This window comes from Ruegeria sp. G2 (genome assembly GCF_056533505.1).
On sequence record NZ_JBQFON010000008.1, the window covers coordinates 42,633 to 67,097 of the forward strand.

The following is a 24,465-nucleotide window of genomic DNA, read 5'->3' on the forward strand; positions in this document are numbered from 1 at the left end:
GGTATCAGAATAGGACCAAGAATTTCATATGGCAACCGAATCGATAACGCTTTCGTGAATTAAGGCGAATCCACGCTGGAAGGCGGGTTTTCATTCGCAGACTACCTTTTTTGACAAAGAACCCTAAACTCTGACTTCGACGTTAGCTAAAGACGGAGTAGCCACATGTCAGACGCCCCGATCATCGCCCAGAAATCGCCCTATCCGGTCGAAGTGACCGAAGGAAAAACCTATTTCTGGTGTGCCTGTGGCAAGTCCAAGCGGCAACCATTTTGCGACGGTTCGCACAAAGACACGTCGTTCGAACCAGTAAAATACACGGCTGAGGCCAGCAAGAAGGTGTTCTTTTGTGGCTGTAAGCACTGCGCCAATCCGCCGCTATGCGACGGGACGCACAATAAGCTCTGACGGTCAGGTCAGATCGTTCAGAGCACTGGCATTGGCGCAAAACTGCGGTGCAGCGGATGCTTTTTCCTGCTGATCAGCGAGCCAAAACTGGCATTGCTCGCTGCATCCAGCACTGCGGCAACGGGTCACCATCCGGGCGTATTCTTGAGGCGTGATCCTTCCCTCGGCCATTCCTTCGGTCAGGGATATCCCCATGCAACGCGCCACCGATCGTGTCAGCCAAAAGTGTTTTTCGATCTCACCCAGTCGGGGTCGAGGATCGTGCTCAACCATTGCTTCCTACCTTTATGGCCGCAAACATTGCCCGATTTGGGCAGGCGACTGGTGCCTTCTCTACATTTTCGTTCTTATGCAACCAGTCAGTACAGGCGTGCGCCCATTCGCAACCACGGCATGCCTGGATCATCTGAGCCCAGTCTTGCTGATCCAGGCGCCCATTCCGATGTGCCGCCACAACATCTGCGCCAATCGCCTGCGCCATTCTCTGAACTAAATGGAAATGGGGCATAATCCGCCCAAGTTGCAGCATGAACATGCTCCTCCTTTATGGCGCTAGCCTGTTCAACAATTCCTGGTTGCGGCAGTATTCCGGTGCACTGCCCAAGTCGGTGCCCTGGTCCAAAAGGGCCGCGCAATGCCCCGGATTTGGGCATTGGGCACAGCGCAGTACTGCGTCCGAGATTTCATCAAATCGCAAGGCACCGTCGATCGCGGCCTCCTGCAGATCGACCCCGAGCGTTGTAGCCATCTCATCCATCAGACCTGCGTGATGTCGCAGTGTTGCGCGGTCAGACATGCGTTTCCCTTTCTTTGCTCGCTGAAGAAAAGGTAGCCCATGCATCAAACGATGCCTTTGACTCAGGTCAATGCCCGGCTTCTAACTGGTCCAGATACACTCGGGTGGCATCTTGTACCCGGCGGAACCTGTCTCCACCCAGTTTCTTGCCGCCATACCAACGTGTCACGATTATGACGTGATCCGAAAGACCCGCGCGCTCCATCATCCGTAAAATGACCATCGCGGCACCGGATTCTCCGTCGTCGGCCTTAAGCGCTCCGGTTGGCAACATCGCGGCCCAAGTGTTGTGCGTTGCCTTGGCATAAACCTTGTCGGATTTAAGCTCTGCTAGCGCTGCATCAACATCGGAACGGCTGGTTACCTTTGCACCGGTAACTGCATATTTCGACCCGCGATCGCTGAGCACCACGCCCAATCGGTCTAACTGAATCATTATCGCAATCCCAACTGGCGGGCCGTTTGCAGAACCACCTCGACCCGTTCAGCATTGGGCGGGTGTGTCGCCAGGAAACGGTCACCCGGATCTGGAATTCGCTGGAAAAAGGCCATTCCAATCATTGGATCATACCCTGCCGCGTGGGTGATTTTTGTCCCCAAACGATCCGCCTCAAGCTCGAACACGCGCGTATAGTTCTGCACCCCGACCTCGGCACCCAGCGCCTGCGCACGCTCAATTCCCGCATCATCTGCGCCTTGCTTGCGGGCGAGTTCGCCAAAAATACGCGCGCTCTCCTTGGCATTTTTCGTTTGCCGGGCGATGTGACCCAGAATGTGATGGGCGGCTTCATGCCCCATGACAAAGGCCATCTCTTCCGCATTCTCTGTTGAATCAATCATCGGCCGCGTGAATATGATCAACGGTCGCCCGTCCTCGTCCAGCGTCTGGAATGCATTTGCTGGCGCTCTTGATGACAGATCAACCAGAATGGCAAAATCACAATTGGCATAACGTGCCTGGCGGCGGCATTCCTTTTCAGCCGACGCTGCAACCGCGCGGCTGACCTGCTCGAATTCCCGTGCCTTCTCGCGAAGAGCCGGTGATGAGGGTTGCCATTCCGCTGCCGGAATCGCGATTACGGACGAAGAGCCGCAAGCCGCCAACAGCAATACCAGCGACAAGGCAAAACCGCGCATTCCTATTCCTTTCAGTCAACCTGTTGGCAGGCAAGCATAACGCGCCCAACTTGCCTGGGCTACTGCCGAATGCCGCTGCAACGGGTTGCATTGCGATCTCTGCCTAGGCACTGTGCCGATATGTTTTCAATTGAACACGAATTCGACTCGACGGTCATTACTCTGGTGGACGAAGGTGCCAAACCTTTGCAAGAGGACGTCGTCATCAACAACTTTGCCGAGTGCGTCACGCTTGAGCAGTTGGACCCCCGAACTGATCAGATCCAAAAAATCACCCTGTCACCTGAGCAGGTACGCGATCTGGCGGCGGCTTTGGATTTGCCCGAAGGCGTATATCAGATTCGTGAGAGCGACGATTTCATGAAATAGCGGTTCCTTTCCGTCTCGTTATCTGATCTCAGGCCGCTTTTCCGATTGAATTAGTCACCTTTTAGGGGGCAATTTGCCCTTGAAAGAAGATGGCATGCCTCCGACATAAGCACTGCCCATGTGAAGGAAGTTAACATATGTCCCTGAAAAACCAAGCTGCGTTGGATTTTCTGCAGGTGCGCCGATCGCGCCCAGCTAAGACGCTTGTGGCACCAGCCCCGACGCGGGAAGAATTGATGCCTTTGCTCATCGCTGCCGCGCGCAGTCCCGACCACGGAAAGCTTGAGCCCTGGCGCTTTGTCGTTATCGAACATGGGGCCATGCAACGTCTTGCGGCGCTGACCGAAACCTGCGGTCTGGCCATGGGCAAAAGCGCCGAAGATATCGCCAAGGCACGCAGCCAGTTCGATATGGGCCATCTGGCCGTAGCTGTCATCGAAGTGCAGAAACCTTCCGAAAAGATCCCGGCAATTGAACAGACCTATTCGGCAGGCGCTGTTTGTCTGGCATTGTTGAACGCGGCATTGGCTGCGGGTTGGGGCGCGAACTGGCTTTCAGGCTGGCAGTCCCATAACCGCAGCTTTTGCGAGCAAGGACTGGGGTTGTCCAAAAATGAGAAAATAGCAGGCTTCATCCACATTGCGACTGAAGGGACTGCCCCTCCCGAGCGACCGCGCCCGGATGTAACTACACTGACGCAATGGGTCTCAGAATGATCATCGTTCAGTCATTTCTGCAGGCTCTGGGTCAGATCGGCGACCCAAGATTTCGCAAGGTTCTTCTGTTGGGTGTCGGCCTGACCTTCGCTCTGTTGGTGGCTGCCTATGCCGGCTTTTTGTGGCTGATAAACGCACTGGTCGGCGATCAGGCCACCCTGCCGATATTGGGTGAGGTGACATGGCTGAACGATCTGCTCAGTGTCTCCTCGTTCTTGTTGATGATGGTGTTATCGGTATTCCTGATGGTCCCCGTCGCCTCGGCCATTACCTCGATGTTTCTGGACGAGGTCGCGCAGGCGGTTGAGGACAAGCACTATCCCACTCTACCCCCTGCCACTCGCATCCCATTCGGCGACGCCCTGCGGGATACGCTCAGCTTTTTGGGGGTTTTGATCGTCGCCAACCTGCTGGCGCTGATCCTCTATGCATTCTTCACCCCATTTGCGTTGTTCATTTTCTGGGGCATGAACGGGTTTCTATTGGGGCGAGAGTATTTCACGTTGGCCGCCATGCGTCGACTGGGGCGCGAAGGTGCACGGAAACTGCGGGCAAAACATGCAACAACGATTTGGGTCGCGGGCGTCCTTATGGCAGTTCCGCTCTCGGTTCCGCTGGTCAATCTGCTGATCCCGATACTTGGTGCCGCAACCTTCACCCATATCTACCACGGCTTGTCGGATGACCGACGCTAATTTAGCCGCGTGGTTCCAGTTGGTTCAGCCAATCAAAATCCCTTACGCTGATCAGTCCCGATATGATGATGCCTGCAATGATCGCCCACAGAACCACTGAAATCCCGGTCGTGATCCACAGCTTCTTCTTCATGTGATGAACTTCTGGCGCACCGGCATGGGTTCCCGGAACAATATCGCCCAGATCACCCTGTGTTTTGATGCGAATCGGCAGGACCACAAGCAGGGTCATAAACCAGATAACTGCGAATAGAACAAAAGCTGCAGTGATGGTCATAGGCGTTAAACCTGTTCCAGCTCGACCAGGCAGCCGTTGAAATCTTTTGGATGCAGGAAAAGAACTGGTTTGCCGTGCGCACCGATTTTGGGCTCACCCGTGCCTAAAACCCGCGCCCCTGTCTCTTTCAGATGATCGCGGGCCGCGATAATGTCTTCGACCTCGTAGCAGACATGATGGATACCACCTGAAGGGTTCTTTTCCAGAAACCCATTGATAGGGCTGTTCTCACCCAATGGATACAAGAGTTCAATCTTAGTGTTGGGCAATTCGATGAACACCACGGTGACCCCATGATCTGGTTCATCTTGAGGTGCGCCGACCTTGGCACCCAGCGCATTGCGATACTGGGCCGAGGCAGCCTCGAGGTCGGGAACAGCGATGGCAACGTGGTTCAGGCGACCGATCATGAGACTCTCCATCATTCTGCGCTGCGGCGGTTATGGGGGTTATCCGGCTAAAGGGCAAGTGCGCTAAAACGCGCGTTAACCCTGTATTAGCCAGAAGTTCCTAGCGTGAGATATCTGCTAATCAGGAGTTCTGCCATGGACGATTCGGAACCTCTCGCTTCTCCGGCGTTGCCAACCAAGATTCGGCCACTATTGGGCCAAACCATCCTAGTGGTCGAAGACAGCCGCTATGCTTGCGACGCGATACGCTTGATGTGCTTGCACAGCGGAGCGCGTATTCGGCGGGCGGATTGCCTGCAATCGGCGCGGCGGCATTTGCAGATCTACCGACCTTCGGTCCTGATTGTTGATATGGGTCTTCCCGATGGTTCGGGCGCAGATCTGATTGCCGAGTTGACCCATGCAGTTCCCCGAATCGGCGTCATTCTGGGGTTGTCCGGCGATGACAACGCCCAATCACTTGCCCTGCGTGCAGGGGCGGATGGCTTTCTGGCCAAACCCCTCAAATCGGTTGCTTATTTCCAGAAAACAATTCTTGCGCTTTTGCCGGAAGACCGGCGCCCCAGTGACCTCGGCACGGTCAAAGACGATATCATTCACCCGGACCCGTTGGCATATCAGGACGACATGGCCCATATCGCCGATGTGCTCACCGGGCCGACCGACCAACGCACGCTAAACTATGCCACGCAGTTTCTGCAAAGCGTTGCGCGAGATGCGAATGACACAACGCTTGCGGAGGCGGTGCATGAGCTTGCCCGGTCGCAATCCAAAGGTGCCCCGACGACAGCAGAGACGGCAAGAGTCGCAGGCCTTGTGCAAGACCGCCTGGAACGACAGGAGGCAATCTGACATGCTGACTGCCTACTTCTTAACGGCCTCGATCCTGAGTGTGTGGTTCTATCGCCGGACACGAATCACCGCTAAAATCATCCGCCGCAAGCGACGAAACCATGGAAGCCCGTTTGACTGAACCGTGGCAGGCACTTCTACAATACGCAACCAATCTCGCAATCATCGCTGCGTGTTTGGGTCTTTGCCACCAGCAAGACAAAACCTCCCGCGCACGGCGAGCGGTTGGCTTTAGTCCTGTGGAATGATCCTTAGACCCAACTCCATCAGCTGATCCGATGTTGGATCAGAGGGAGCATCCATCATCAGATCTTCGGCGCGCTGATTCATCGGGAACATCATGACCTCACGAATGTTGGCCTCATCTGCCAGCAGCATCACAATCCGGTCGATTCCTGCAGCACAGCCACCGTGTGGAGGCGCGCCGTAGTGGAATGCGTTGAACAAAGCGCCAAAGCGGGATTTGACTTCGTCTTCGCCATATCCAGCCAGTTCAAAGGCCTTCAACATGATCTCGGGCTTGTGGTTCCGGATCGCACCCGACACCAACTCATAGCCGTTGCAAGCCAGATCATACTGATACCCACGTACGTCCAGAGGGTCGCCCTGCAAAGCTTCCATTCCGCCCTGCGGCATCGAGAACGGGTTGTGTTCGAAATCAATCGCGCCGGTTTCTTCATCCTGCTCGTAGATCGGGAAGTCCACGATCCAGGCAAAGGCAAAACGGTCTTTTTCAGTCAGACCAAGCTCTTCGCCAATCACATCCCGCGCTTTGCCAGCGACCTTTTCAAAGGCCTTCGGTTTACCGCCCAAGAAGAACGCCGCATCACCGACGCCCAGACCCAATTGCTGACGGATTGCCTCGGTGCGTTCGGGGCCGATGTTCTTGGCCAGCGGACCTGCGGCTTCCATACCTTCGCCCTGATCCCGCCAGAAAATGTAACCCATACCGGGCAGACCTTCTTTCTGGGCAAAGGCATTCATACGGTCACAGAACTTGCGGCTACCACCACTTGGTGCAGGAATGGCGCGGATTTCAGTGCCTTCCTGCTCCAACAGCTTCGCGAATATCGCGAAGCCAGACCCGCGGAAGTGGTCAGAGACCACTTGCATTTTAATAGGATTGCGTAGGTCGGGCTTGTCGGTGCCGTACCACAAGGCCGAGTCCTTGTAGGAGATTTGCGGCCACTCCTGATCGACCTTGCGACCGCCGCCGAACTCTTCGAACACACCGGTCAGAACGGGCTGGATGGTGTCGAACACATCCTGCTGCTCGACAAACGACATCTCGAGGTCAAGCTGGTAAAAATCGGTCGGCGAACGGTCAGCACGCGGGTCTTCGTCGCGGAAGCAGGGTGCGATCTGGAAATATTTGTCGAAACCCGACACCATGATCAGCTGTTTGAACTGCTGCGGTGCCTGTGGCAGAGCGTAGAACTTGCCCGGATGCAAACGCGACGGCACCAAGAAGTCGCGTGCGCCTTCTGGCGACGAGGCTGTAATGATCGGCGTCTGATATTCACGAAAGCCCTGATCCCACATGCGGCGGCGCATGGATGCAACAACGTCCGAGCGCAGGGTCATGTTCTGCTGCATCGCCTCGCGCCGCAAGTCGAGGTAACGATAGCGCAGCCGCGTTTCCTCTGGGTATTCCTGATCGCCGAACACCATCAACGGCAGTTCATCGGCAGCGCCCAGAACTTCCAGCTCGCGCACGTAAACCTCGATTTCGCCTGTTGGCAATTTCGGGTTAACGAGATCAGCGTCGCGGGCTTTGACAGTACCGTCGATGCGGATACACCATTCGGACCGCACCTTCTCAAGCTCAGCAAATGCCGCACTGTCGCCATCGCACAGAACCTGAGTCACACCGAAATGGTCGCGCAAGTCGATGAACAGCACACCGCCGTGATCTCGAACCCGATGCACCCAGCCAGACAGGCGGACGGTTTCACCGACATTGGCGGCGGTCAGAGCGGCGCAGGTGTGGCTGCGATAGGCGTGCATGGATCATATCCCTTCGGGCGCAGAATTCGTCGCGCCGATACACCCCTTTGGGCTAGGAAAGTCAAGGCGGGTCGCGCCGTCAAAACGGCCTTTGCACGTTGCCCGAGTAGAAATAGACACCAAGCCCAGCCGCAAAGATAATATTGCCGGCAATTGCATGCAGAAGAACAGCGTAGAAGAATGACCCTCGCTTGCGATAGGCCCAGGTGAACAGAAGGCCTCCGGCGAAGGTCATGATCGCGACGACCCAACTCCAATACATCAGGTGCGCAAGCGAAAACAGCCCGGCGTTCAGCAGATAGGCCGCGCGGCCTTGGGGCAGGATCGCGTGGTAGCGTCGGAAAAAGAGAGAGCGGAATAGCAGTTCTTGCGGCAGAGCGGACAACAACGGGTAGCCGATCCAAATGAATATCAGCATCTCCGGGCGATACAGCAGCAGAGCAAAGGCTGCATCTGGTCGTGCCCACAATACTAGGACGGAACAGAAGGCAGCCATGAACAGGGCAAATGCAACGACTTCCGTCCACGACCAGTTTCGCCAACCATATCGAAGCTCGGCCCAAGAGAATCCGGGCGTATCCTGCAGCAGCAAAATGCCGAGGCCGGTAAATGCAAAGAGAGAAGGAAACATCCAGCTCGGCGGGAACAAAGTCGCGATCAGGACCGGGACGGCGACATAGAATAGTATGAACTCGATCCTGAAGCGTTGGTTGGTTTCTGGGGTTTCCACCCGCTCGGTGTTTTTGCTCAAGGTGCCACAAGCTCCGCCCGGATCAGCCCCCGCAGGGAATTTCCAAAGTAGATAGATTGTGCGTTTTGCAAATCGCTCAAGGTTAGAACTGCTTCGGTAACTTGTTTATTATCCAGTAATTCCTCACGCAGAATACCCGGGAGCAAACCGCAATACAGAGAAGGCGTCAGTTGTCTTTCATCGGGCATGGTCAGGAACAGGTTCGTGATTGTACCTTCGCAAAGCTCCTCCCGTTCGTTGAGAAACAGCAGTTCGTCAACACCCTGCGGCAACTCTGCCCGCGCCATGTCATAAACGGCCCTGCGGGTCGTTTTGTGGCGCAGCCAGATATCCGACGAGGACAACCTCCGATCCGCCAGACCCACACGCCAGACCGATGGGTTGGCTGCAAGTTCCCCGGTTGTCAGCTCAAAATTACCACGTGCGTCCAGCGTCAGGCGGCAGCGCATCGAGGTTTCCCGCGATGCATTCTCCAAAGTTTGATGGGCAGAGGCTCGGTCAAACGCTATCCCCAACTTCTCAGCTGTGCGGGCCATGCGGGACAGATGTCGGTCGAGCCGAACAAACCCCTGCCCCGGCCGGAACGCCAGAGTTTCGATCAGACGGAAATCAGGCTCAGTTGGTGGGCGAAGCGGGCTTTCCATAGCGCCTCCTCATATTCTGAAGGGGCAGTGCTGTCCCAGACCAGTCCGCCGCCCACATTCAGGGTCGCTTTGTCGTCTTCAACCATAAGAGTGCGGATGGCCACGTTGAATTCAGATCGCCCATCCGGTGCTGCCCAGCCAATGGTGCCGCAATAGGCATCGCGGGGCCACGGCTCAAGATCAGACAGGATTTCCATCGCCCTGATCTTAGGTGCCCCGGTGATCGAGCCGCACGGGAAGAGGGCCGTCAGAATATCCGACAACCCGACGCCGACATGCAATTGCGCCTGCACCAGCGAGACCATCTGGTGCACGGTTGCATAGGTCTCGACCTTGAACAGCTCTGGCACTTTTACCGACCCGGCCAAAGCCACCCGGCTGATATCGTTGCGTAACAGATCAACGATCATCAGATTCTCAGCCCGGTTCTTTCCGTCTGATGACAAGAAAACGCGGCGGCGTTCGTCTTCGACCGGGTCTTCGCTGCGCGGTTGGGTGCCCTTCATCGGGCGCGTTTCGATCCGACCTTCGGCATCGGTGCGGAAGAACAGTTCAGGAGATCGGCTCAGCAAGTCGGGCAAGCCATCCTGCTGGACCAATGCGCCATGACCAACAGGCTGGCCCGCCGCCAGCGTAGCGTAAAGCGCGGCGCTGTCTCCGGTCACTTCAAGGTCTATCGGGAAAGTGAGATTAGCTTGATAGATGTCCCCAGCACCGATGGCGTCATGCACCAACCGAAAGGCTTGGGTGTAGCGCGCCTCGTCCCAACGAGGTTCAAACTCGGTGATACCGCCAGTATTTTGTGACAGGCCAACGCGATCCGGTTCATCAAACACCCCGAAACACAACAACGGCAGGCGACGACCTGCTGGCAATCGATCCGCGAGTCGTGGTTCCAGCACATAGCCAAGTTCGTAACTTGCGTATCCTGCCAGCCAAGCCCCATCCGCGCGCACCTGATCAAGCGCCGCCAGAGCCTGGGGCACCTCTTCCGCGTTGTCCGCGCGGATGATCCGGATTGGACGCTCGAAACGAGTTCCGCGCCCGGCTGGTCCTTGATCGAAACGAATACGCAATTGCATCCTCATTTGCCGTGCTGCGCGGTATAGAGAATAGCGCGCCGAGGGAAAGAGGGGAAAGCGGCAATTTTAAACCCATTTCCGATAGCTCTTGCACCTTTTCGCGCGGTCCCTATAACGCAGGACAATTTGGGCGCTGGGGCGGTGCCCTGACTCGCGGACAATCGAAGGAACAAGGCCATGCCGAGAAGAACCGACATCCAGTCGATCATGATCATCGGGGCGGGGCCCATTGTTATCGGTCAGGCGTGCGAGTTTGACTATTCCGGTGCACAGGCTTGCAAGGCTCTGCGCGAAGAAGGCTACCGGGTCATTCTGGTGAACTCGAACCCGGCCACGATCATGACCGACCCCGGCCTGGCCGATGCGACCTATATCGAACCGATCACGCCCGAGGTTGTCGCCAAGATCATCGAAAAAGAACGCCCCGATGCCCTGCTGCCCACAATGGGCGGGCAAACCGGCCTAAATACTTCGTTGGCACTGGAAGAGATGGGCGTGCTGGACGAGTTCGGTGTCGAGATGATTGGCGCCAAACGCGACGCCATTGAAATGGCCGAAGACCGTGCTCTGTTCCGCGAAGCAATGGACCGGCTGGGTATCGAAAACCCCAAAGCCGAAATCGTGAGCGCGCCCAAGGATGACGCCGGCAAGAAAGACCTGGATGCTGGTGTCGCGCTGGCTCTTGAAACCCTCGAAACCGTCGGCCTGCCCGCCATCATCCGCCCTGCCTTTACGCTGGGTGGCACTGGCGGTGGTGTCGCCTATAACCGCGAGGATTATATCCATATTTGCCGCTCGGGCATGGATGCCTCGCCCGTGGGTCAGATCCTGATCGACGAAAGCCTGCTGGGCTGGAAAGAATATGAAATGGAGGTGGTACGCGACACCGCTGACAACGCCATCATCGTCTGCTCCATCGAAAACGTAGACCCGATGGGCGTACACACAGGTGACTCGATCACAGTGGCCCCTGCCCTGACGCTCACCGACAAAGAATACCAGATCATGCGCAATCACTCGATTGCCGTGCTGCGTGAAATCGGCGTCGAAACGGGCGGCTCGAACGTGCAATGGGCGATCAACCCGGTTGATGGCCGTATGGTCGTGATTGAGATGAACCCTCGTGTTTCGCGGTCCTCTGCTCTGGCCTCGAAAGCAACCGGTTTCCCGATTGCCAAGATCGCGGCAAAACTGGCAGTTGGGTACACGCTGGACGAATTGGACAACGACATCACCAAGGTCACCCCTGCCTCGTTCGAGCCGACCATCGACTATGTCGTCACCAAAATCCCGAAATTCGCGTTTGAGAAATTCCCTGGGTCTGAGCCCTACCTGACCACCGCGATGAAATCGGTGGGTGAGGCCATGTCGATCGGCCGCACGATCCACGAATCAATGCAGAAGGCCCTGGCTTCGATGGAATCCGGTCTGACCGGCTTTGATGAGATTGAAATCCCCGGCCTGAATGTAGGTGTTTGGGACGAAGCCGACGACAAGGCCGCCGTGATCAAGGCGATCAGCCAGCAGACCCCCGACCGTCTGCGCACCATCGCGCAGGCCATGCGTCATGGGCTGACCGATGATGAGATTTTCGGCGTCACCAAGTTCGACCCGTGGTTCCTAGCCCGCATCCGTGAGATCATCGAAGCCGAGCGTCAGGTTCGTAAAGACGGCCTGCCCGTCACCGAAGACGGCATCCGCAAGCTGAAAATGCTGGGCTTCACCGACGCGCGTCTGGGCAACTTGACCGGCCGCGACGAAGACAATGTTCGCCGCGCCCGCCGCAATCTGGGTGTGAACGCCGTCTTCAAACGCATCGACACCTGTGCGGCTGAGTTCGAGGCGCAGACACCCTATATGTACTCGACCTACGAGGCCCCGATGATGGGTGAGGTTGAATGTGAGGCCCGTCCGAGTGACCGCAAGAAGGTCGTTATCCTCGGCGGTGGTCCGAACCGGATCGGCCAGGGGATCGAGTTCGACTATTGCTGCTGCCACGCCTGTTTCGCGCTGACCGAAGCCGGGTACGAGACCATCATGGTCAACTGTAACCCCGAGACAGTCTCGACCGACTACGACACCTCGGACCGGCTGTATTTCGAACCACTGACGTTTGAGCACGTCATGGAAATCCTGACGAAAGAACAGGAAAACGGCACGCTGCACGGTGTGATCGTTCAGTTCGGCGGTCAGACTCCGCTGAAACTGGCGAACGCTTTGGAAGCCGAAGGCATTCCGATCTTGGGCACCACTCCAGACGCCATCGATCTGGCCGAAGACCGCGAGCGTTTCCAGGCGCTGGTCAACGATCTGGGTCTGAAACAGCCCAAGAACGGCATTGCTTCGACTGATGAGCAAGCGCTCGAAATTGCCGAAGAGATCGGCTTCCCTCTGGTTATCCGTCCCTCATATGTCCTTGGTGGTCGCGCGATGGAAATCGTGCGCGATATGGATCAGCTGCGGCGCTATATAAACGAGGCCGTCGTGGTCTCGGGCGACAGCCCGGTTCTGCTGGACAGCTATCTGGCCGGGGCGGTCGAGCTGGACGTGGATGCGCTGTGTGACGGCACCGATGTTCACGTCGCGGGCATTATGCAGCATATCGAAGAGGCAGGCGTCCATTCGGGCGACTCGGCCTGTTCGCTGCCGCCCTATTCGCTTTCAAAAGAGATCATTGAACAGATCAAGGATCAGGCGTTCAAGCTGGCCAAGGCGCTGAACGTTGTGGGCCTGATGAATGTGCAGTTCGCGATCAAGGACGGCGAGATTTATCTGATTGAGGTAAACCCGCGCGCCTCGCGTACGGTTCCGTTTGTCGCCAAGGCAACCGACAGCGCGATTGCGTCCATCGCCGCCCGCGTGATGGCCGGCGAGAAGCTGTCCAGCTTCCCGCAGCGCCCGGCCTACAAGACCGTCGACGACACCAAGATCGCCGATCAGATGACCCTGGCCGACCCGGACATGCCGTGGTTCTCGGTGAAAGAGGCGGTGTTGCCCTTCGCCCGCTTCCCCGGCGTAGATACCATTCTGGGCCCTGAGATGCGTTCGACCGGAGAGGTCATGGGCTGGGACCGCGACTTCCCGCGCGCTTTCCTGAAAGCACAAATGGGGGCCGGAATGGTGCTGCCCAGCACAGGTCGTGCGTTTATCTCGATCAAGGATGCCGATAAAGGTCCGGATATGCTCGAAGCAGCGCGTGTTCTGGTTGAGCAGGGCTTCGAGCTTGTTGCGACCCGCGGCACACAAAGCTGGCTGGACGGCGAAGGCGTACCGTGCGGCGTGGTCAACAAAGTGTACGAAGGCCGCCCGGATGTGACCGACCTGATGAAGGACGGTGGCGTGCAGTTGGTCATGAACTCGACCGAGGGCGCACAGGCGGTAGAAGACAGCCGCTCAATCCGTTCGATCGCGTTGTATGACAAGATTCCATACTACACCACAGCCGCCGCCAGCTACGCCGCTGCGCTGGCGATTAAGGCGCAGGCCGAAGGCGATGTTGAGGTGAAATCGCTGCAGGGATAGACTTTTGCATCCAAATGTATGAATTGACCCCGGCCTTGGCCGGGGTTTTTTTTCTTCCCCTCCATGCCCGTCGCCCACATGATGGGTGGGGAAGGAGTGCTCATGGACCTCTACACCACATACGGAAGCAACGACCTGCCGCGGGCCATCCGCTTTTATGATGCGATTTTCGCGGTTCTTGGTCAGCCGCGCCTGCCCGGATGGACCGACGGTTGGGCCGGTTGGGGCACCGATCCAGACAGCGGGACCGGCTTTTGGATCTGCAGTCCGTTTGATGGAGCCCCCGCCAGTACCGGCAATGGCACGATGATCGCCTTTCCCGCCATAAGTGCCGATCAGGTCCGGCGTTTCCATGCCACGGGTTTGGAAAACGGCGGTACGGATGAAGGCAAACCGGGTGTCCGGCCTCATTACGAGCCCGGATTCTATGTGGCCTATTTGCGCGATCCTGATGGCAACAAGCTATCCTGCTTTTATTACCATTATGATCCCGAAAAGGATGCCGGCAACTGATCAGCCGGCAGCCAGGCGCCGCCTTTCTTCACGGTTGAAGAACAACATGTAGAAGACCGGCGCAGCAACCATGGTCAGGATGGTGGCAAAGGCCAGACCGCCCATGATCGTGACCGCCATCGACACAAAGAACGCATCCGTCAGCAGTGGAGCCATCCCCAGAATCGTCGTGATCGCCGCCAACATCACCGGGCGCAGACGCGAGACCGAGGCCTCGACAATCGCGGGACGCAGGGCTTTGCCTGTGGCGCGAACCAGATCGATTTCTTCCACCAGTACGATGCCATTCTTGATCAGCATTCCTGACAAGCTGAGAAGCCCCAATAGCGCTGTAAAGGTGAATGGCAGACCCGTTCCAAGCAGACCGATAACTACACCATTGACGGACATCGGGACCAAAAGCCAGATGATGACCGGTTGCCTGATTGCGTTGAACAGCAGCACCGAGATTAGCACCATAATCAGCAAGCTCAGCGGCAATTGCCGCCCAAGGCTGGCCTGCGCATCGCCCGAGTCTTCAAACTCTCCGCCCCAATCCATGCTGTAGCCAATGGGCAGTTCCATCTCTTCAATGGCGCTGCGCACTTCGGAATGGACCTGTGCGGCGGTCATGACAGGAGGGATATCCGCGCCAACCGTGATGGTCAGCACCCGGTCACGGCGATGCACCAACGTGTTCAGCGCCTTATAGTCGAACCCATCCACCATCTGTTCAATCGGCACGAACCGTTCCGACTGATCGGAATAGACCACCTGATCGACAATCGAATAGTCTCCATCTGCCGGGCGACGCAGGATAATCGGGATCTGGCGGTCACGTTCGCGCAGAACACCGCCGGTAATCCCATCGGTCGAAAACTGCAGCGTGGCGGCAATATCTTCTCGCGACACACCTGCCGTTTGCGCCCGTTCTGTCGCATAGATTGGCTGCACAGCCAGTTCCTGCTCGCGCCAATCGTGATGCACATGCAGCGCATTCGGGGAAGCCGCTGACATTTTTTGCACGGCTTCTTCGGCCAATTGGCGCAGAACAACCGGATCACTGCCCGAGAACCGCGCCTGGATCGGATCACCTCCGCCCGGGCCGAAGATCAGACGCTTGGTTCGGAACTCACCTTCAGGAAACTGGGCTGAGCCGAATGCTTCGAGATCAGCCTGCAGGGCCGGAATATCGTCCAGCGTTTCAGTACGGATGATCATGTGGCCATAGCTTGGGTTTGGCTTCTCAGCCGCATAGGTCAACATGAACCGCGTGGCCCCCTGCCCCACGAATGTGGCGACTGAGACGACATCATCACGTTCGGCCAACCAATCTTCAAACACAGCCATGTCTTCCGCCGTACGGGCAATCGGCGTGCCTTGCGGCAGTTTGTAGTGCACGAAGAACAGTGGTGTGTTCGAGTTTGGGAAGAATTGCTGTTTCATTAGTCCAAAGCCCGCGAAACAGGCGACTGTTACCCCGATCAACCCGGCCACCACCAGCCAACGGAACCGAAGCGCCCAATTCAGGATTGCGCCATAGACGCGGAACAGGATGCCGCCATAGGCATCCACTTCACCCTCTTTGCCCTGCTTGAAGAAATAGTGCCCCAGCAGAGGCGTCACGGTGATCGCCAAAACCCAGCTCAGCAGCAGTGAAATGCCGATGACAGCGAACAGCGAAAACAGAAACTCCCCGGTCGCATCAGGGCTGAGCCCGATCCCGGCGAAAGCCATGATCCCGATCACCGTCGCGCCCAGCAGCGGGATTTGCGTTTTCGAGGCCACATCTTCTGCCGCATCACGAGAGTTTTTGCCCCGCAACATCGAGATCTGCATCCCTTCGGCCACAACGATGGCATTATCGACCAACATTCCCATCGCGATGATCAGCGCGCCCAGCGAAATCCGCTCCATCTCGATCGAGAACATTGACATAAAAAGCAGCGTGCCCACAACGGTTAGCAATAGGGTCGAACCGACAACAATTGCGGCACGCCAGCCCATAAAAATGCCCAGAACAGCGACCACGATGCTGACTGACATGGCGAGGTTCAGCAGGAATGCGTTCGAAGCCTCATCGACAACAACATGCTGCTGATAAATGGGCAGGATTTCGACACCAAAGGGAATCTCAGAATTCAGCTCGTCCAGTTTGGTATCCGCGCGTTGGCCAACTTCGACGATGTTTTCAGTGGCCAGCCCTGCGATACCCAGCGTGAAGGCCTCAGTCCCGTTGAAGCGGATCATGATATCGGGATCATTCTGCCGCCCACGATAGACATCGGACATGTCGAACAGGTTGATCACCTGCCCCTGCGAACCGACCGACAGCCCGGCGATGGCCGACACGCTGTCCGAGCCTTCGGCAGTCAGGATCGTCGTCCGGTCACCTTCCGACCGCAATGAGCCCGAGGCGTTGACCGAATCCGCGTTTGCAATTGCCTCATTGATCGCCTGTAAGGGCACGTTCTGATTGACCGAGATCGAGAGGTCGGGTTCGATGAAAATCGCTTCGTCCGGCAAGCCCTGCACCTCGACATCAGCGACTCCGCTCACAGTCAGCAATTCGCGGCGTAGAAATGTCGCAAGCTCGTGTTTCTCGGCGTCCGAAAACCCATCCGCTGTGACCGCATAGAACAGTCCAAATACATCCCCGAACCCGTCATTCACGTAGGGCGCACCCACCCCCGAAGGCAGTCCGCGCGCGGCATCACGCACTTTGGCGCGTAGGCGGGTCCAGATGTCCGGCAATTCGCTGCCGTCATAGGTTGACTTTATCTCGACCTCGATCAGCGATTGGCCGGGCCGATTGACCGAAGTGATGACGTCCACCTCGCCCATCTGCTGTATCGCGGATTCCAGCGGTTCCGAGACCTCTAGCGCCACCTGTTCAGCAGTCGCACCGGGATATTGCGTGGCGATCACCGCCTGTTTGATTGTGAAAGCCGGGTCTTCAAGGCGACCCAGCGACGTGAAGCCCCAGATGCCGCCGAACAAGGCAATCAGGATGAACAGCCACGTATAAAGTGGCCGGTCGATCGAAGCGCGTGCGATGCTCATGAAACCGCCCTCAGTTCGAGAAGCCGACAAAGCGGCGGACGGTTTGACCTTCGGTCAATGCACCCCCACCCGCGACGACGATTTCTTCGCCATCGGTCAGGCCGGTGAGCACACGGACATCGCCGCTCTGCGTTGGTTCGATCGTAACTGGAACCCGGCGGACCGTGCCTTCGTCGGCGCCAACCGGCGAGAAAACCATAACGCCCAGCGCGCCGCTGGCATCAGCTACTATAGCCGTTGGTGGGATGATGATCCCGGTACGCTCATCCTGCACCTGCACCGTAACCGTGACGGAGGAGCCGGGTAGAATTTGCAACCCCTCTGGCGGGGTCAAACCAAACTGGATGCGGAACGTCTGGCCCACGCTTGAGGATTCGGCATCGAATTCTCGTATCTCCAGCGGAAAAATCTCGTCGCTGACCGGGAACTTGGCGGTAATCGTGATATCATCCTGCTGCCCAGAGCGCTGAAACAGGATTTCAGGCACATCAACCTCAATCCGCAGTTCAGACATATCGTGGAGTCGCACGATGGGGGTGCCCGCTGAAACAGTCGTAAACGCTTCAACAGCGCGGCTTGAGACCAGCGCGTCAAAGGGAGCCGTCAGAGTTGCGTGCTCTAACGCGTACTCGGCGTCCCGTACGGCAATCGCAGCCAATTGCGCCGCTGTTTCGGCATCGTCAACGGCCACTTGGCTGGCTGCCGTTCCACGCAGTCGAGACAGACGGGCAAGGGTGCGGTCCGCCTGATCTTTCTGCAGGCGCGTGCGGTCAAACTGCAGCTCAAACGGTTCCTGATCGAGACGGGCAATCAGTTCACCTTTGGGGATAACAAAACCTTCGGTCACAGGCATCTCGACGATCTGCCCCGCGACCTGAAATGCCAGATCAACGGTCTGACGCGCGGCGATCCGACCAAAGAACTGGCGCGAAAAGCCGGGTGAAGTTTCGCTGACCTGCATCAGTTTCACAGGCTTTGCAGGCTCTTGCGCCATAGCTGGGGTAGTCAACAAGGACAGTGCGAGGCAAACAGAGGTCAGGAGTTTCATTTCGTCAATCCCTCGGGAATTCCGGTTTTCAGAATATTATCGCGGATTTTGCGCGCCAGTCGGGCAAATTCAGCGGTTTCTTCGGCGTTCAGGCCAGAGGCGCTGCGAAACAGTTCTCCGGCCACGGCCACCAGCATATTGCGGGCCTCTTCGCCTTGTTCGGTCAGGACCAAAAGCCAGGCGCGGCGATCTTCCGGGTCACGCTGACGGGTCAGATAGCCTGCCTGTTCTAACGCGTCCGCAGTCGCAGTGATCGTAGACGGAACGGTCAACATATCCGCCGCCAACACCCCCATACGTTTGGGCGCATCCAGCTTGATCAGCATGTGACATTCCTGATGGCTCAGGTCCGTTTCGATGCAATCAAAGCTTTCTTCCAGTTTCCAGTAGAGCGCATAGACCCCCATCATCGCCTGAATCTCAGGGCTGAGGCGGCCTAGTCGGGTGCTGATTTCGTCAGACATGAGTCTCTTCCATCCGAATCTTGGCGAAATATACTTCGAATAATGAACTATTCAAGTTCTGAAGCGGCTACGTGTGCATTCCCTTGGGTCAACACATCTTGATCAAAACCAGTGGGGACTGCATTTTGTGCAGATCATGAACTCAGGATCAGCCATGTACACTCCTGCCATCACCGGTACCGGCGTCTATACGCCCGAGAACATCATCACCAACGCCGAACTGGTGAAAGCATTCAATGCCTATGCTGACCGGATGAACGCCGAAAATGCGGATGCGATTGCAGCGGGAGAGATGGAACCGATGCAGCATTCGTCGGAAGAATTCATCGTCAAAGCATCGGGGATTGAAAACCGGTATGTGATGGATAAGACCGGCGTTCTGAACCCCGAGATCATGCATCCCGCGCTGCGCCAGCGCAGCGACGACGAACCTGGGATCATGACCGAGATGGCCGTGGATGCGTGCCGCAAGGCCCTAGCTCAAGCAGGGCGCGATGCCGAGCATGTCGATCTGGTGATCTGCGCCGCCTCGAACCACGAACGCGCCTACCCGGCGATTGCCATCGAAATTCAACAGGCACTTGGGATCGAAGGGTTCGGGTTTGACATGAACGTGGCCTGTTCCTCGGCCACCTTCGGCATACAGGCAGCGGCTGATATGGTGCGTTCGGGATCGGTACGTGCGGCGCTGGTGGTAAATCCCGAAATCTGCTCGGGCCATCTGGAGTGGCGCGACCGGGATTGCCACTTCATCTTTGGTGATGTGGCCACAGCAACACTGGTCGAACGCCGTGACGATGCAAATGGCCCGCATTTCGAGATTATCTCGACCCGCTGCGCTACATCATTTTCCAACAATATCCGGAACAATAACGGCTTCCTTCGCCGCTCTCGTCCAGATGGGGTTAAGGATCGCCGCGACATGCAGTTTATGCAGAACGGGCGTAAAGTGTTCAAGGAAGTGCTGCCCATGGTCAGCAAACATATCAGCGACCACATGGAGGCCGAGGGTATCGGCAGCGATAACCTCAAGCGCCTGTGGCTGCATCAGGCCAACAAGACTATGAATGATTTCATCGGCAAAAAGGTTCTGGGCCGTGAACCTGAGGCGGAAGAGCAACCTAATATTCTACAAGACTATGCCAACACATCCTCGGCAGGATCGATCATTGCTTTTTCGAAACACTCCGATGATCTGAATGATGGCGATGTCGGGCTAATCTGCTCATTTGGCGCTGGGTATTCCGTAGGATCGGTGATTGTGAAGCGGCACCAATAAACGGCATATATTCATTTCTTTGCCTACCCGTTCCTTTCGGCCTGCACCGTTTCAGCCCGAAATTGTTGCTTGAAAATTTCTTCAGATAAGCCCCACCGATCCTTCATCTTCGATCAACACTTCATACACGGGTGCCCCGGGCATCCGAGTGGAGTATTGATGGGAGCCCTAAGGTATGGGAAAATCGATGAAAACTGGGATGGTCGCGCTGCTTGCTGCGCCATTCATCGGAGTCATGTCCAGCAGCGCGGCTGTTGCCGAGGCTCAGGTCTGTACAGTCAACACAGCACGCAGCGCCGCGAATAGCGGTGACTATGGAACGCTTTGCGACTGCTCACATGTCACGCCCGGTTTTGTCAAACATCTGCAAAATCGCTCGGACCTGCCGGATATCTTGCAGAACACGTCAGCTCTATGCCCAGGGCTAACCAATTTGCTTGTCGATCTTCCAACGGCGTCTATCAACGGCGCATCGACTGGAGAGGATCGCAGCAGTGATCCGAATTTAAGGTCTGCCGTAGCTGAAAAAGATGAAGACACAGGACCAAATGCAGGCGGAGGCCCTGGATCTGGCGAAGGAGATACGCCTAGAAACGGCGGGGGCGAACCCGGAGATGGAGGAGACAAACCTGGCGATGGAGGCAGCAACCCCGGTGATGGCGGTGACAAGCCCGGCAAGGGTGGCGACAAGCCCGGTAAGGGCGGTGGCAAAGGTGGCCATGGCGGTGATAAGCCCGGAAAGGGCGGGGCCAAAGGCAACAACGGTGGTGGGAATGGCTCAGAAGGGGCCAGCCCCGGGCGTGGAAAGAATGCCAACAACGACGAAGGCTGATTGAAGGGGCTGTCCTTCTCCAATACGAAGAAAGGCGGCTTGCGTGCCGCCTTCTTCAACAAGAAATCATTGCAAATCCATGCAGAGACTAAGCACCAACAAGTGCGGATGCGTCAGCTGACGCTTTCTTCTTCAAGGTGAAGCTTCATCTCGATCAGCACCTGCTGCAGCATGCTGGTCTCCTTCAGCAAGCGCTTTGCCTCGTTGACGGTGATGATGCCATCTTCGATTGCGGTCTGATATTCGGACATCAGCATCGCAAAGCGTTGGCTTAATGCAATGACGTCAGAATTCACGCCACCGGTACGAGGGCCTTCTGAATTCCGACCGTTATAAGACAGGGTGATACCCTGCAAATCGGCCAGTGCCGAGGTGACATGCGGGTAAGCTGCGGCGTTTTCCAGTTGCGCAACAGCATCCACAGGCATGAAGCGGTCAACGTGTTCGGCATTATCAGAATAATATCTTCCCAGGGTGGCTTTGGATTTACCAGTGATCTCGCACGCGGCTTCGATCCCGACATCCTTTACCAATGCCTCGGTGTGCTTTTTCAGATAGGCCCCGATATCTGCCATGTTGCTACCCTTGTTACCTGCGCTCCTGTCCCCCGCCTGTCCGTGCCGGGGGAAAGGGTAGGGAAATTTCCCATATTCGAGTCATAATTGAAATGCCATAAATTGACTATCCCTCAGATATGCAGGGATTTTGTGAGTGAGTGGCGGCCGTTCGTGCCGGTAAAGAGTGATTGCAGGGCAATATTACCGCCTTGCAAAGTAAATAGGCCAACTATAGGCCGAAGACGCCGCTGTTGCGGACGCGAGGTTATCCATCCCCAAGAGCATCTGCTCGACCTCTGCTGCTGTAGCGGCGGCGTCGCTTTCCCCGTACATGAGACCGCTTGCCCAGACCGATCAGGCGAATTAGACCCACGGCATGGCAAAGCTCTATTTCAACTATTCGACCATGAACGCGGGCAAATCGACCGTGTTACTGCAGGCCTCGCACAACTACCGCGAACGCGGCATGGATACCTATCTCATGACCGCCGCCATCGATGGGCGCGCGGGTGAGGGGCAGATCGCTTCGCGAATCGGCATTTCCGAACAGGCGGACAAATTTCACCCCGCCGACGATGTGTTTGCCATGATCGAAAACCGTCTGAAAAAGGGACAGATTGCCTGCGTGTTCATTGATGAGGCCCAGTTTCTGTCGGAAGAACAGGTCTGGCAGCTTGCGCGTGCTGTAGACGACCTGAAAGTTCCCGTGCTGACATACGGATTGCGGGTGGATTTTCAGGGCAAGCTCTTCCCGGGATCTGCCACACTTTTGGCATTAGCTGACGAGATGCGCGAAGTGCGAACCATCTGCGAATGCGGCCGCAAGGCGACCATGGTGATTCGTCAGGACGAGAACGGGAACGCCATCACCGAAGGGGCCCAAGTCCAGATCGGCGGGAACGAGACCTATGTTTCGCTCTGCCGCAAACACTGGCGCGAGGTTGTCGGCGACTAGACCGGGTTGGGCAAGGCTCGCCCCGCAACAAATGCCGCCACATTGTCCAGCGCCATATGGCCCATATCGGTGCGCACCTCTTCCGTTGCCGTACCCAGATGCGGCAACAGCGTCACATTCTGCATCTCACGCAAAGTAAGTGGAACTTCGGGTTCGAATTCGTAAACGTCCAATCCGGCACCAGCGATCTGCCCTTCTTGCAAAGCAGCAATTAACGCTGTCTCATCTATGACTTCACCGCGTGCGATGTTGACCAGAATTCCATCGGGTTTCATCGCCTCCAGCACTCCGGCGTTAACCAGATGGCGCGTTTCAGTCCCGCCGGGAACGGCTAATACAAGAAAATCTACAGACGCCGCCAATGCGTCGAGATTGGGAAAGTACTCAGTTGGGAAATCCACCTGCTTTGGGCTACGCGATTGATACGCGACGCTCATGCCAAATCCAAAATGACAGCGTTGAGCAATCGCCTGCCCAATCCGCCCCATACCCACGATACCCACCTTCTTACCGCTTACATGATGGCCCAGCATTTGCGTCGGGTGCCATCCTTCCCAGCCGCCTGATCTAACCAGACGCTCCCCCTCACCCGCACGGCGCGCGGTAGCCAGCAGCAAGGTCATGGCAATGTCTGCCGTGGCATCTGTAACAGCGCCGGGCGTGTTGGTTACCGAAAGGCCTGCTGTCCGCGCTGCGTCCACATCAATATGATTGTAGCCAACGCCGAAATTTGCCAGCAGTTTACAGCGTGGCTCAGACGTTTGGGCAAACACCTGTGCCGAAAACTGATCTCCGAGCGTGGGGACAACGACATCAAATTCGGTCAGCGCGCGCACCATCTCGTCTTGTGTCAGAGGCGAGGTCGCCTCACGAATTTCGACGTCGAACTCTGCTCGGGCACGGGCTTCGACAGCCTCAGTCATTGGGCGGGCAATCAGCAATTTCATTAGTGCATCCGCCCCCCGGTAGGAACTTCTCCGTCCGGCCCGATCAGGACAATCTCTCCGTTTTCGTCCGGAAGACCCAGCACCAGAACCTCGGACATGAACTTGCCGATCTGACGCGGTGGGAAGTTCACAACAGCCATCACTTGCTTGCCCACCAGAGTCATCGGGTCGTAATGGGCGGTGATCTGGGCAGACGTCTTGCGCTCACCTATCTCATCACCAAAGTCGATCCACATCTTGATCGCGGGCTTGCGAGCCTCTGGATATGGTTCAGCACGGACGACCTCGCCAACACGAATGTCGACTTTGAGAAATTCGTCGAATGTGATCTCACTCACGAGAAAGCTCCTTGGATCGGTTGGTTGCGGCTTTGACGGCACGATGCAGCAGGTCTGGGAACCCTTCCTCTTCGTGCATAAGCACCTCAAGCGCTGCCTGCGTGGTGCCATTGGGCGAGGTTACATTGACCCGCAATTGCGAGGGATGCTCATCTGCGGCCATCGCCAACGCCCCTGCCCCGGCTACGGTTGATTTGGCCAACTTCATCGCCAGCTCAGGCGGCAAGCCATGTGCTTCACCTGCTTGTGCCAGCGTTTCAATTAAGTGGAAAACATAGGCCGGACCTGAGCCACTAACGCCAGTGACGGCATCCATCTGCGTCTCATCATCAAGGCGCACCGTTTCGCCAATCGCCGAAAGCAATCCCTCGGCCAATACAATATCGGCATCCGAGGCTTCCGAATTACCAATCAGCGCCGTAATCCCCTGCCGAACCGCTGCAGGTGTGTTTGGCATTGCTCGGATGATGGGTGTGTCCGCACCCAGAACGTTTTCGAAAGTGGCCAAAGATGTGCCGGCAGCGACCGAAATGAACAGACTATCGCCACCGCCCAGCGCCTGAATGGCAGGCAAAGCCTCACCCATCATTTGCGGCTTAACGGCCACCAAAACCACCGCGGGGGATTCGGGAAGGGGCGTGTTTATGTTGACGCCCTGCGCCTTCAGCCAGTCAGAGGGATAAGGATCGATCACCCAAACCGATGCTGCGGGCAGGCCATGTTCCAACCAACCCGCAAGCATCGCTGAACCCATCTTGCCGCATCCCAGAAGCACCAACCCCTGTTCGGCAACGCGCGAGATATCCATGATTGCCCCTCCCCTA

General features: G+C 56.8%; 28 protein-coding genes. 10 read left to right on the top strand and 18 right to left on the bottom strand.

Features of this window, described 5'->3' with window-relative positions; all coding sequences use genetic code 11:
* Nucleotides 1–165: 165 nt before the first annotated feature.
* Entirely contained in the window at nt 166–408 is a 243-nt protein-coding gene (locus tag ACR0DU_RS15005) for a CDGSH iron-sulfur domain-containing protein (protein ID WP_010441831.1), read from the top strand.
* Between the two features lie 3 nt (nt 409–411).
* On the opposite strand, the gene ACR0DU_RS15010 is transcribed toward ACR0DU_RS15005, so the two are convergent.
* From ACR0DU_RS15010 to ACR0DU_RS15030, 5 genes are all read right to left on the bottom strand, one after another.
* Nucleotides 412–681: a DUF6455 family protein gene (locus tag ACR0DU_RS15010; protein ID WP_170779558.1), complete on the bottom strand. Its 270-nt coding sequence runs from the start codon at nt 679–681 to the stop codon at nt 412–414.
* Nucleotides 674–943 carry a DUF6455 family protein gene (locus ACR0DU_RS15015; protein ID WP_480875633.1) on the bottom strand — a complete coding sequence of 90 codons (270 nt, stop codon included), beginning with the start codon at nt 941–943 and terminating at the stop codon, nt 674–676. The genes ACR0DU_RS15010 and ACR0DU_RS15015 overlap by 8 nt, the downstream gene beginning before the upstream one ends.
* Nucleotides 944–952: 9 nt before the next feature.
* Nucleotides 953–1,204 carry a DUF6455 family protein gene (locus ACR0DU_RS15020; RefSeq protein ID WP_010441828.1) on the bottom strand — a complete coding sequence of 84 codons (252 nt, stop codon included), beginning with the start codon at nt 1,202–1,204 and terminating at the stop codon, nt 953–955.
* Between the two features lie 67 nt (nt 1,205–1,271).
* Entirely contained in the window at nt 1,272–1,640 is a 369-nt protein-coding gene (locus ACR0DU_RS15025; RefSeq protein WP_480875637.1) for a YigZ family protein, read from the bottom strand.
* A complete protein-coding gene (locus ACR0DU_RS15030) occupies nt 1,640–2,341 on the bottom strand; it encodes a M48 family metallopeptidase (protein ID WP_480875638.1) in 702 nt (233 codons plus the stop codon). The genes ACR0DU_RS15025 and ACR0DU_RS15030 overlap by 1 nt, the downstream gene beginning before the upstream one ends.
* A gap of 120 nt (nt 2,342–2,461) precedes the next feature.
* Between ACR0DU_RS15030 and ACR0DU_RS15035 the strand changes: the two genes are divergently transcribed.
* From ACR0DU_RS15035 to ACR0DU_RS15045, 3 genes are all read left to right on the top strand, one after another.
* The gene (locus tag ACR0DU_RS15035) at nt 2,462–2,710 is read left to right on the top strand and encodes a hypothetical protein (RefSeq protein WP_010441825.1); all 249 of its coding nucleotides are present in this window, start codon (nt 2,462–2,464) and stop codon (nt 2,708–2,710) included.
* A gap of 137 nt (nt 2,711–2,847) precedes the next feature.
* The gene (locus ACR0DU_RS15040; protein ID WP_010441824.1) at nt 2,848–3,426 is read left to right on the top strand and encodes a nitroreductase family protein; all 579 of its coding nucleotides are present in this window, start codon (nt 2,848–2,850) and stop codon (nt 3,424–3,426) included.
* Complete coding sequence (locus tag ACR0DU_RS15045; RefSeq protein WP_480875639.1) at nt 3,423–4,121, top strand: EI24 domain-containing protein; 699 nt, start codon at nt 3,423–3,425, stop codon at nt 4,119–4,121. Before ACR0DU_RS15040 ends, ACR0DU_RS15045 begins: the two co-directional genes overlap by 4 nt.
* Nucleotide 4,122: 1 nt before the next feature.
* On the opposite strand, the gene ACR0DU_RS15050 is transcribed toward ACR0DU_RS15045, so the two are convergent.
* Nucleotides 4,123–4,398 carry a DUF1467 family protein gene (locus ACR0DU_RS15050; protein WP_170472854.1) on the bottom strand — a complete coding sequence of 92 codons (276 nt, stop codon included), beginning with the start codon at nt 4,396–4,398 and terminating at the stop codon, nt 4,123–4,125.
* Nucleotides 4,399–4,403: 5 nt separating this feature from the next.
* Nucleotides 4,404–4,808: a methylmalonyl-CoA epimerase gene (gene mce / locus ACR0DU_RS15055; RefSeq protein ID WP_480530325.1), complete on the bottom strand. Its 405-nt coding sequence runs from the start codon at nt 4,806–4,808 to the stop codon at nt 4,404–4,406.
* A gap of 135 nt (nt 4,809–4,943) precedes the next feature.
* Between mce and ACR0DU_RS15060 the strand changes: the two genes are divergently transcribed.
* Nucleotides 4,944–5,660 (top strand): response regulator, encoded by a 717-nt coding sequence (locus ACR0DU_RS15060; protein ID WP_480875643.1) that lies wholly within the window; start codon nt 4,944–4,946, stop codon nt 5,658–5,660.
* Nucleotides 5,661–5,891: 231 nt separating this feature from the next.
* On the opposite strand, the gene aspS is transcribed toward ACR0DU_RS15060, so the two are convergent.
* From aspS to ACR0DU_RS15080, 4 genes are all read right to left on the bottom strand, one after another.
* Nucleotides 5,892–7,667 (bottom strand): aspartate--tRNA ligase, encoded by a 1,776-nt coding sequence (aspS, locus tag ACR0DU_RS15065; protein WP_480875645.1) that lies wholly within the window; start codon nt 7,665–7,667, stop codon nt 5,892–5,894.
* Nucleotides 7,668–7,746: 79 nt separating this feature from the next.
* Nucleotides 7,747–8,418, bottom strand: coding sequence for a CPBP family intramembrane glutamic endopeptidase (locus ACR0DU_RS15070; protein WP_480875648.1), 672 nt, complete (start codon nt 8,416–8,418; stop codon nt 7,747–7,749).
* Nucleotides 8,415–9,062: an aminotransferase class IV family protein gene (locus ACR0DU_RS15075; RefSeq protein ID WP_480875650.1), complete on the bottom strand. Its 648-nt coding sequence runs from the start codon at nt 9,060–9,062 to the stop codon at nt 8,415–8,417. The genes ACR0DU_RS15070 and ACR0DU_RS15075 overlap by 4 nt, the downstream gene beginning before the upstream one ends.
* Nucleotides 9,017–10,144: an aminodeoxychorismate synthase component I gene (locus tag ACR0DU_RS15080; protein ID WP_480455809.1), complete on the bottom strand. Its 1,128-nt coding sequence runs from the start codon at nt 10,142–10,144 to the stop codon at nt 9,017–9,019. Before ACR0DU_RS15080 ends, ACR0DU_RS15075 begins: the two co-directional genes overlap by 46 nt.
* A gap of 177 nt (nt 10,145–10,321) precedes the next feature.
* Between ACR0DU_RS15080 and carB the strand changes: the two genes are divergently transcribed.
* Entirely contained in the window at nt 10,322–13,666 is a 3,345-nt protein-coding gene (gene carB / locus ACR0DU_RS15085) for a carbamoyl-phosphate synthase large subunit (protein WP_480875653.1), read from the top strand.
* Between the two features lie 102 nt (nt 13,667–13,768).
* Nucleotides 13,769–14,179, top strand: a complete 411-nt coding sequence (locus tag ACR0DU_RS15090) for a VOC family protein (RefSeq protein ID WP_480875655.1) — start codon at nt 13,769–13,771, stop codon at nt 14,177–14,179.
* On the opposite strand, the gene ACR0DU_RS15095 is transcribed toward ACR0DU_RS15090, so the two are convergent.
* From ACR0DU_RS15095 to ACR0DU_RS15105, 3 genes are read right to left on the bottom strand one after another with little or no spacing between them, the layout of a single operon-like run.
* The gene (locus ACR0DU_RS15095; RefSeq protein ID WP_480875657.1) at nt 14,180–17,221 is read right to left on the bottom strand and encodes an efflux RND transporter permease subunit; all 3,042 of its coding nucleotides are present in this window, start codon (nt 17,219–17,221) and stop codon (nt 14,180–14,182) included.
* A 10-nt stretch (nt 17,222–17,231) separates the two neighbouring features.
* Nucleotides 17,232–18,269: an efflux RND transporter periplasmic adaptor subunit gene (locus ACR0DU_RS15100; protein ID WP_480875659.1), complete on the bottom strand. Its 1,038-nt coding sequence runs from the start codon at nt 18,267–18,269 to the stop codon at nt 17,232–17,234.
* A complete protein-coding gene (locus ACR0DU_RS15105) occupies nt 18,266–18,733 on the bottom strand; it encodes a MarR family winged helix-turn-helix transcriptional regulator (protein ID WP_319545052.1) in 468 nt (155 codons plus the stop codon). The genes ACR0DU_RS15100 and ACR0DU_RS15105 overlap by 4 nt, the downstream gene beginning before the upstream one ends.
* 154 nt (nt 18,734–18,887) lie before the next feature.
* On the opposite strand from ACR0DU_RS15105, the gene ACR0DU_RS15110 reads away from it, so the two are divergent.
* The gene (locus tag ACR0DU_RS15110) at nt 18,888–20,012 is read left to right on the top strand and encodes a beta-ketoacyl-ACP synthase III (protein WP_480875662.1); all 1,125 of its coding nucleotides are present in this window, start codon (nt 18,888–18,890) and stop codon (nt 20,010–20,012) included.
* Nucleotides 20,013–20,199: 187 nt separating this feature from the next.
* Complete coding sequence (locus ACR0DU_RS15115) at nt 20,200–20,844, top strand: hypothetical protein (protein ID WP_480875665.1); 645 nt, start codon at nt 20,200–20,202, stop codon at nt 20,842–20,844.
* 113 nt (nt 20,845–20,957) lie between these two features.
* Here the strand turns inward: ACR0DU_RS15115 and ACR0DU_RS15120 are convergent, their stop codons facing one another.
* Nucleotides 20,958–21,419 carry a hypothetical protein gene (locus ACR0DU_RS15120; RefSeq protein ID WP_170472887.1) on the bottom strand — a complete coding sequence of 154 codons (462 nt, stop codon included), beginning with the start codon at nt 21,417–21,419 and terminating at the stop codon, nt 20,958–20,960.
* Between the two features lie 358 nt (nt 21,420–21,777).
* On the opposite strand from ACR0DU_RS15120, the gene ACR0DU_RS15125 reads away from it, so the two are divergent.
* Entirely contained in the window at nt 21,778–22,356 is a 579-nt protein-coding gene (locus tag ACR0DU_RS15125) for a thymidine kinase (RefSeq protein ID WP_170772564.1), read from the top strand.
* Here the strand turns inward: ACR0DU_RS15125 and ACR0DU_RS15130 are convergent.
* Genes ACR0DU_RS15130 through proC form a run of 3 tightly spaced genes read right to left on the bottom strand, consistent with a single transcriptional unit; the run spans nt 22,353 to nt 24,449 of the window.
* Nucleotides 22,353–23,303: a 2-hydroxyacid dehydrogenase gene (locus ACR0DU_RS15130; protein WP_480875666.1), complete on the bottom strand. Its 951-nt coding sequence runs from the start codon at nt 23,301–23,303 to the stop codon at nt 22,353–22,355. The genes ACR0DU_RS15125 and ACR0DU_RS15130 overlap by 4 nt on opposite strands.
* Nucleotides 23,303–23,641, bottom strand: coding sequence for a tRNA-binding protein (locus ACR0DU_RS15135; RefSeq protein WP_170472910.1), 339 nt, complete (start codon nt 23,639–23,641; stop codon nt 23,303–23,305). Before ACR0DU_RS15135 ends, ACR0DU_RS15130 begins: the two co-directional genes overlap by 1 nt.
* Entirely contained in the window at nt 23,634–24,449 is an 816-nt protein-coding gene (proC, locus tag ACR0DU_RS15140) for a pyrroline-5-carboxylate reductase (protein WP_260022971.1), read from the bottom strand. The genes ACR0DU_RS15135 and proC overlap by 8 nt, the downstream gene beginning before the upstream one ends.
* Nucleotides 24,450–24,465: the final 16 nt, after the last annotated feature.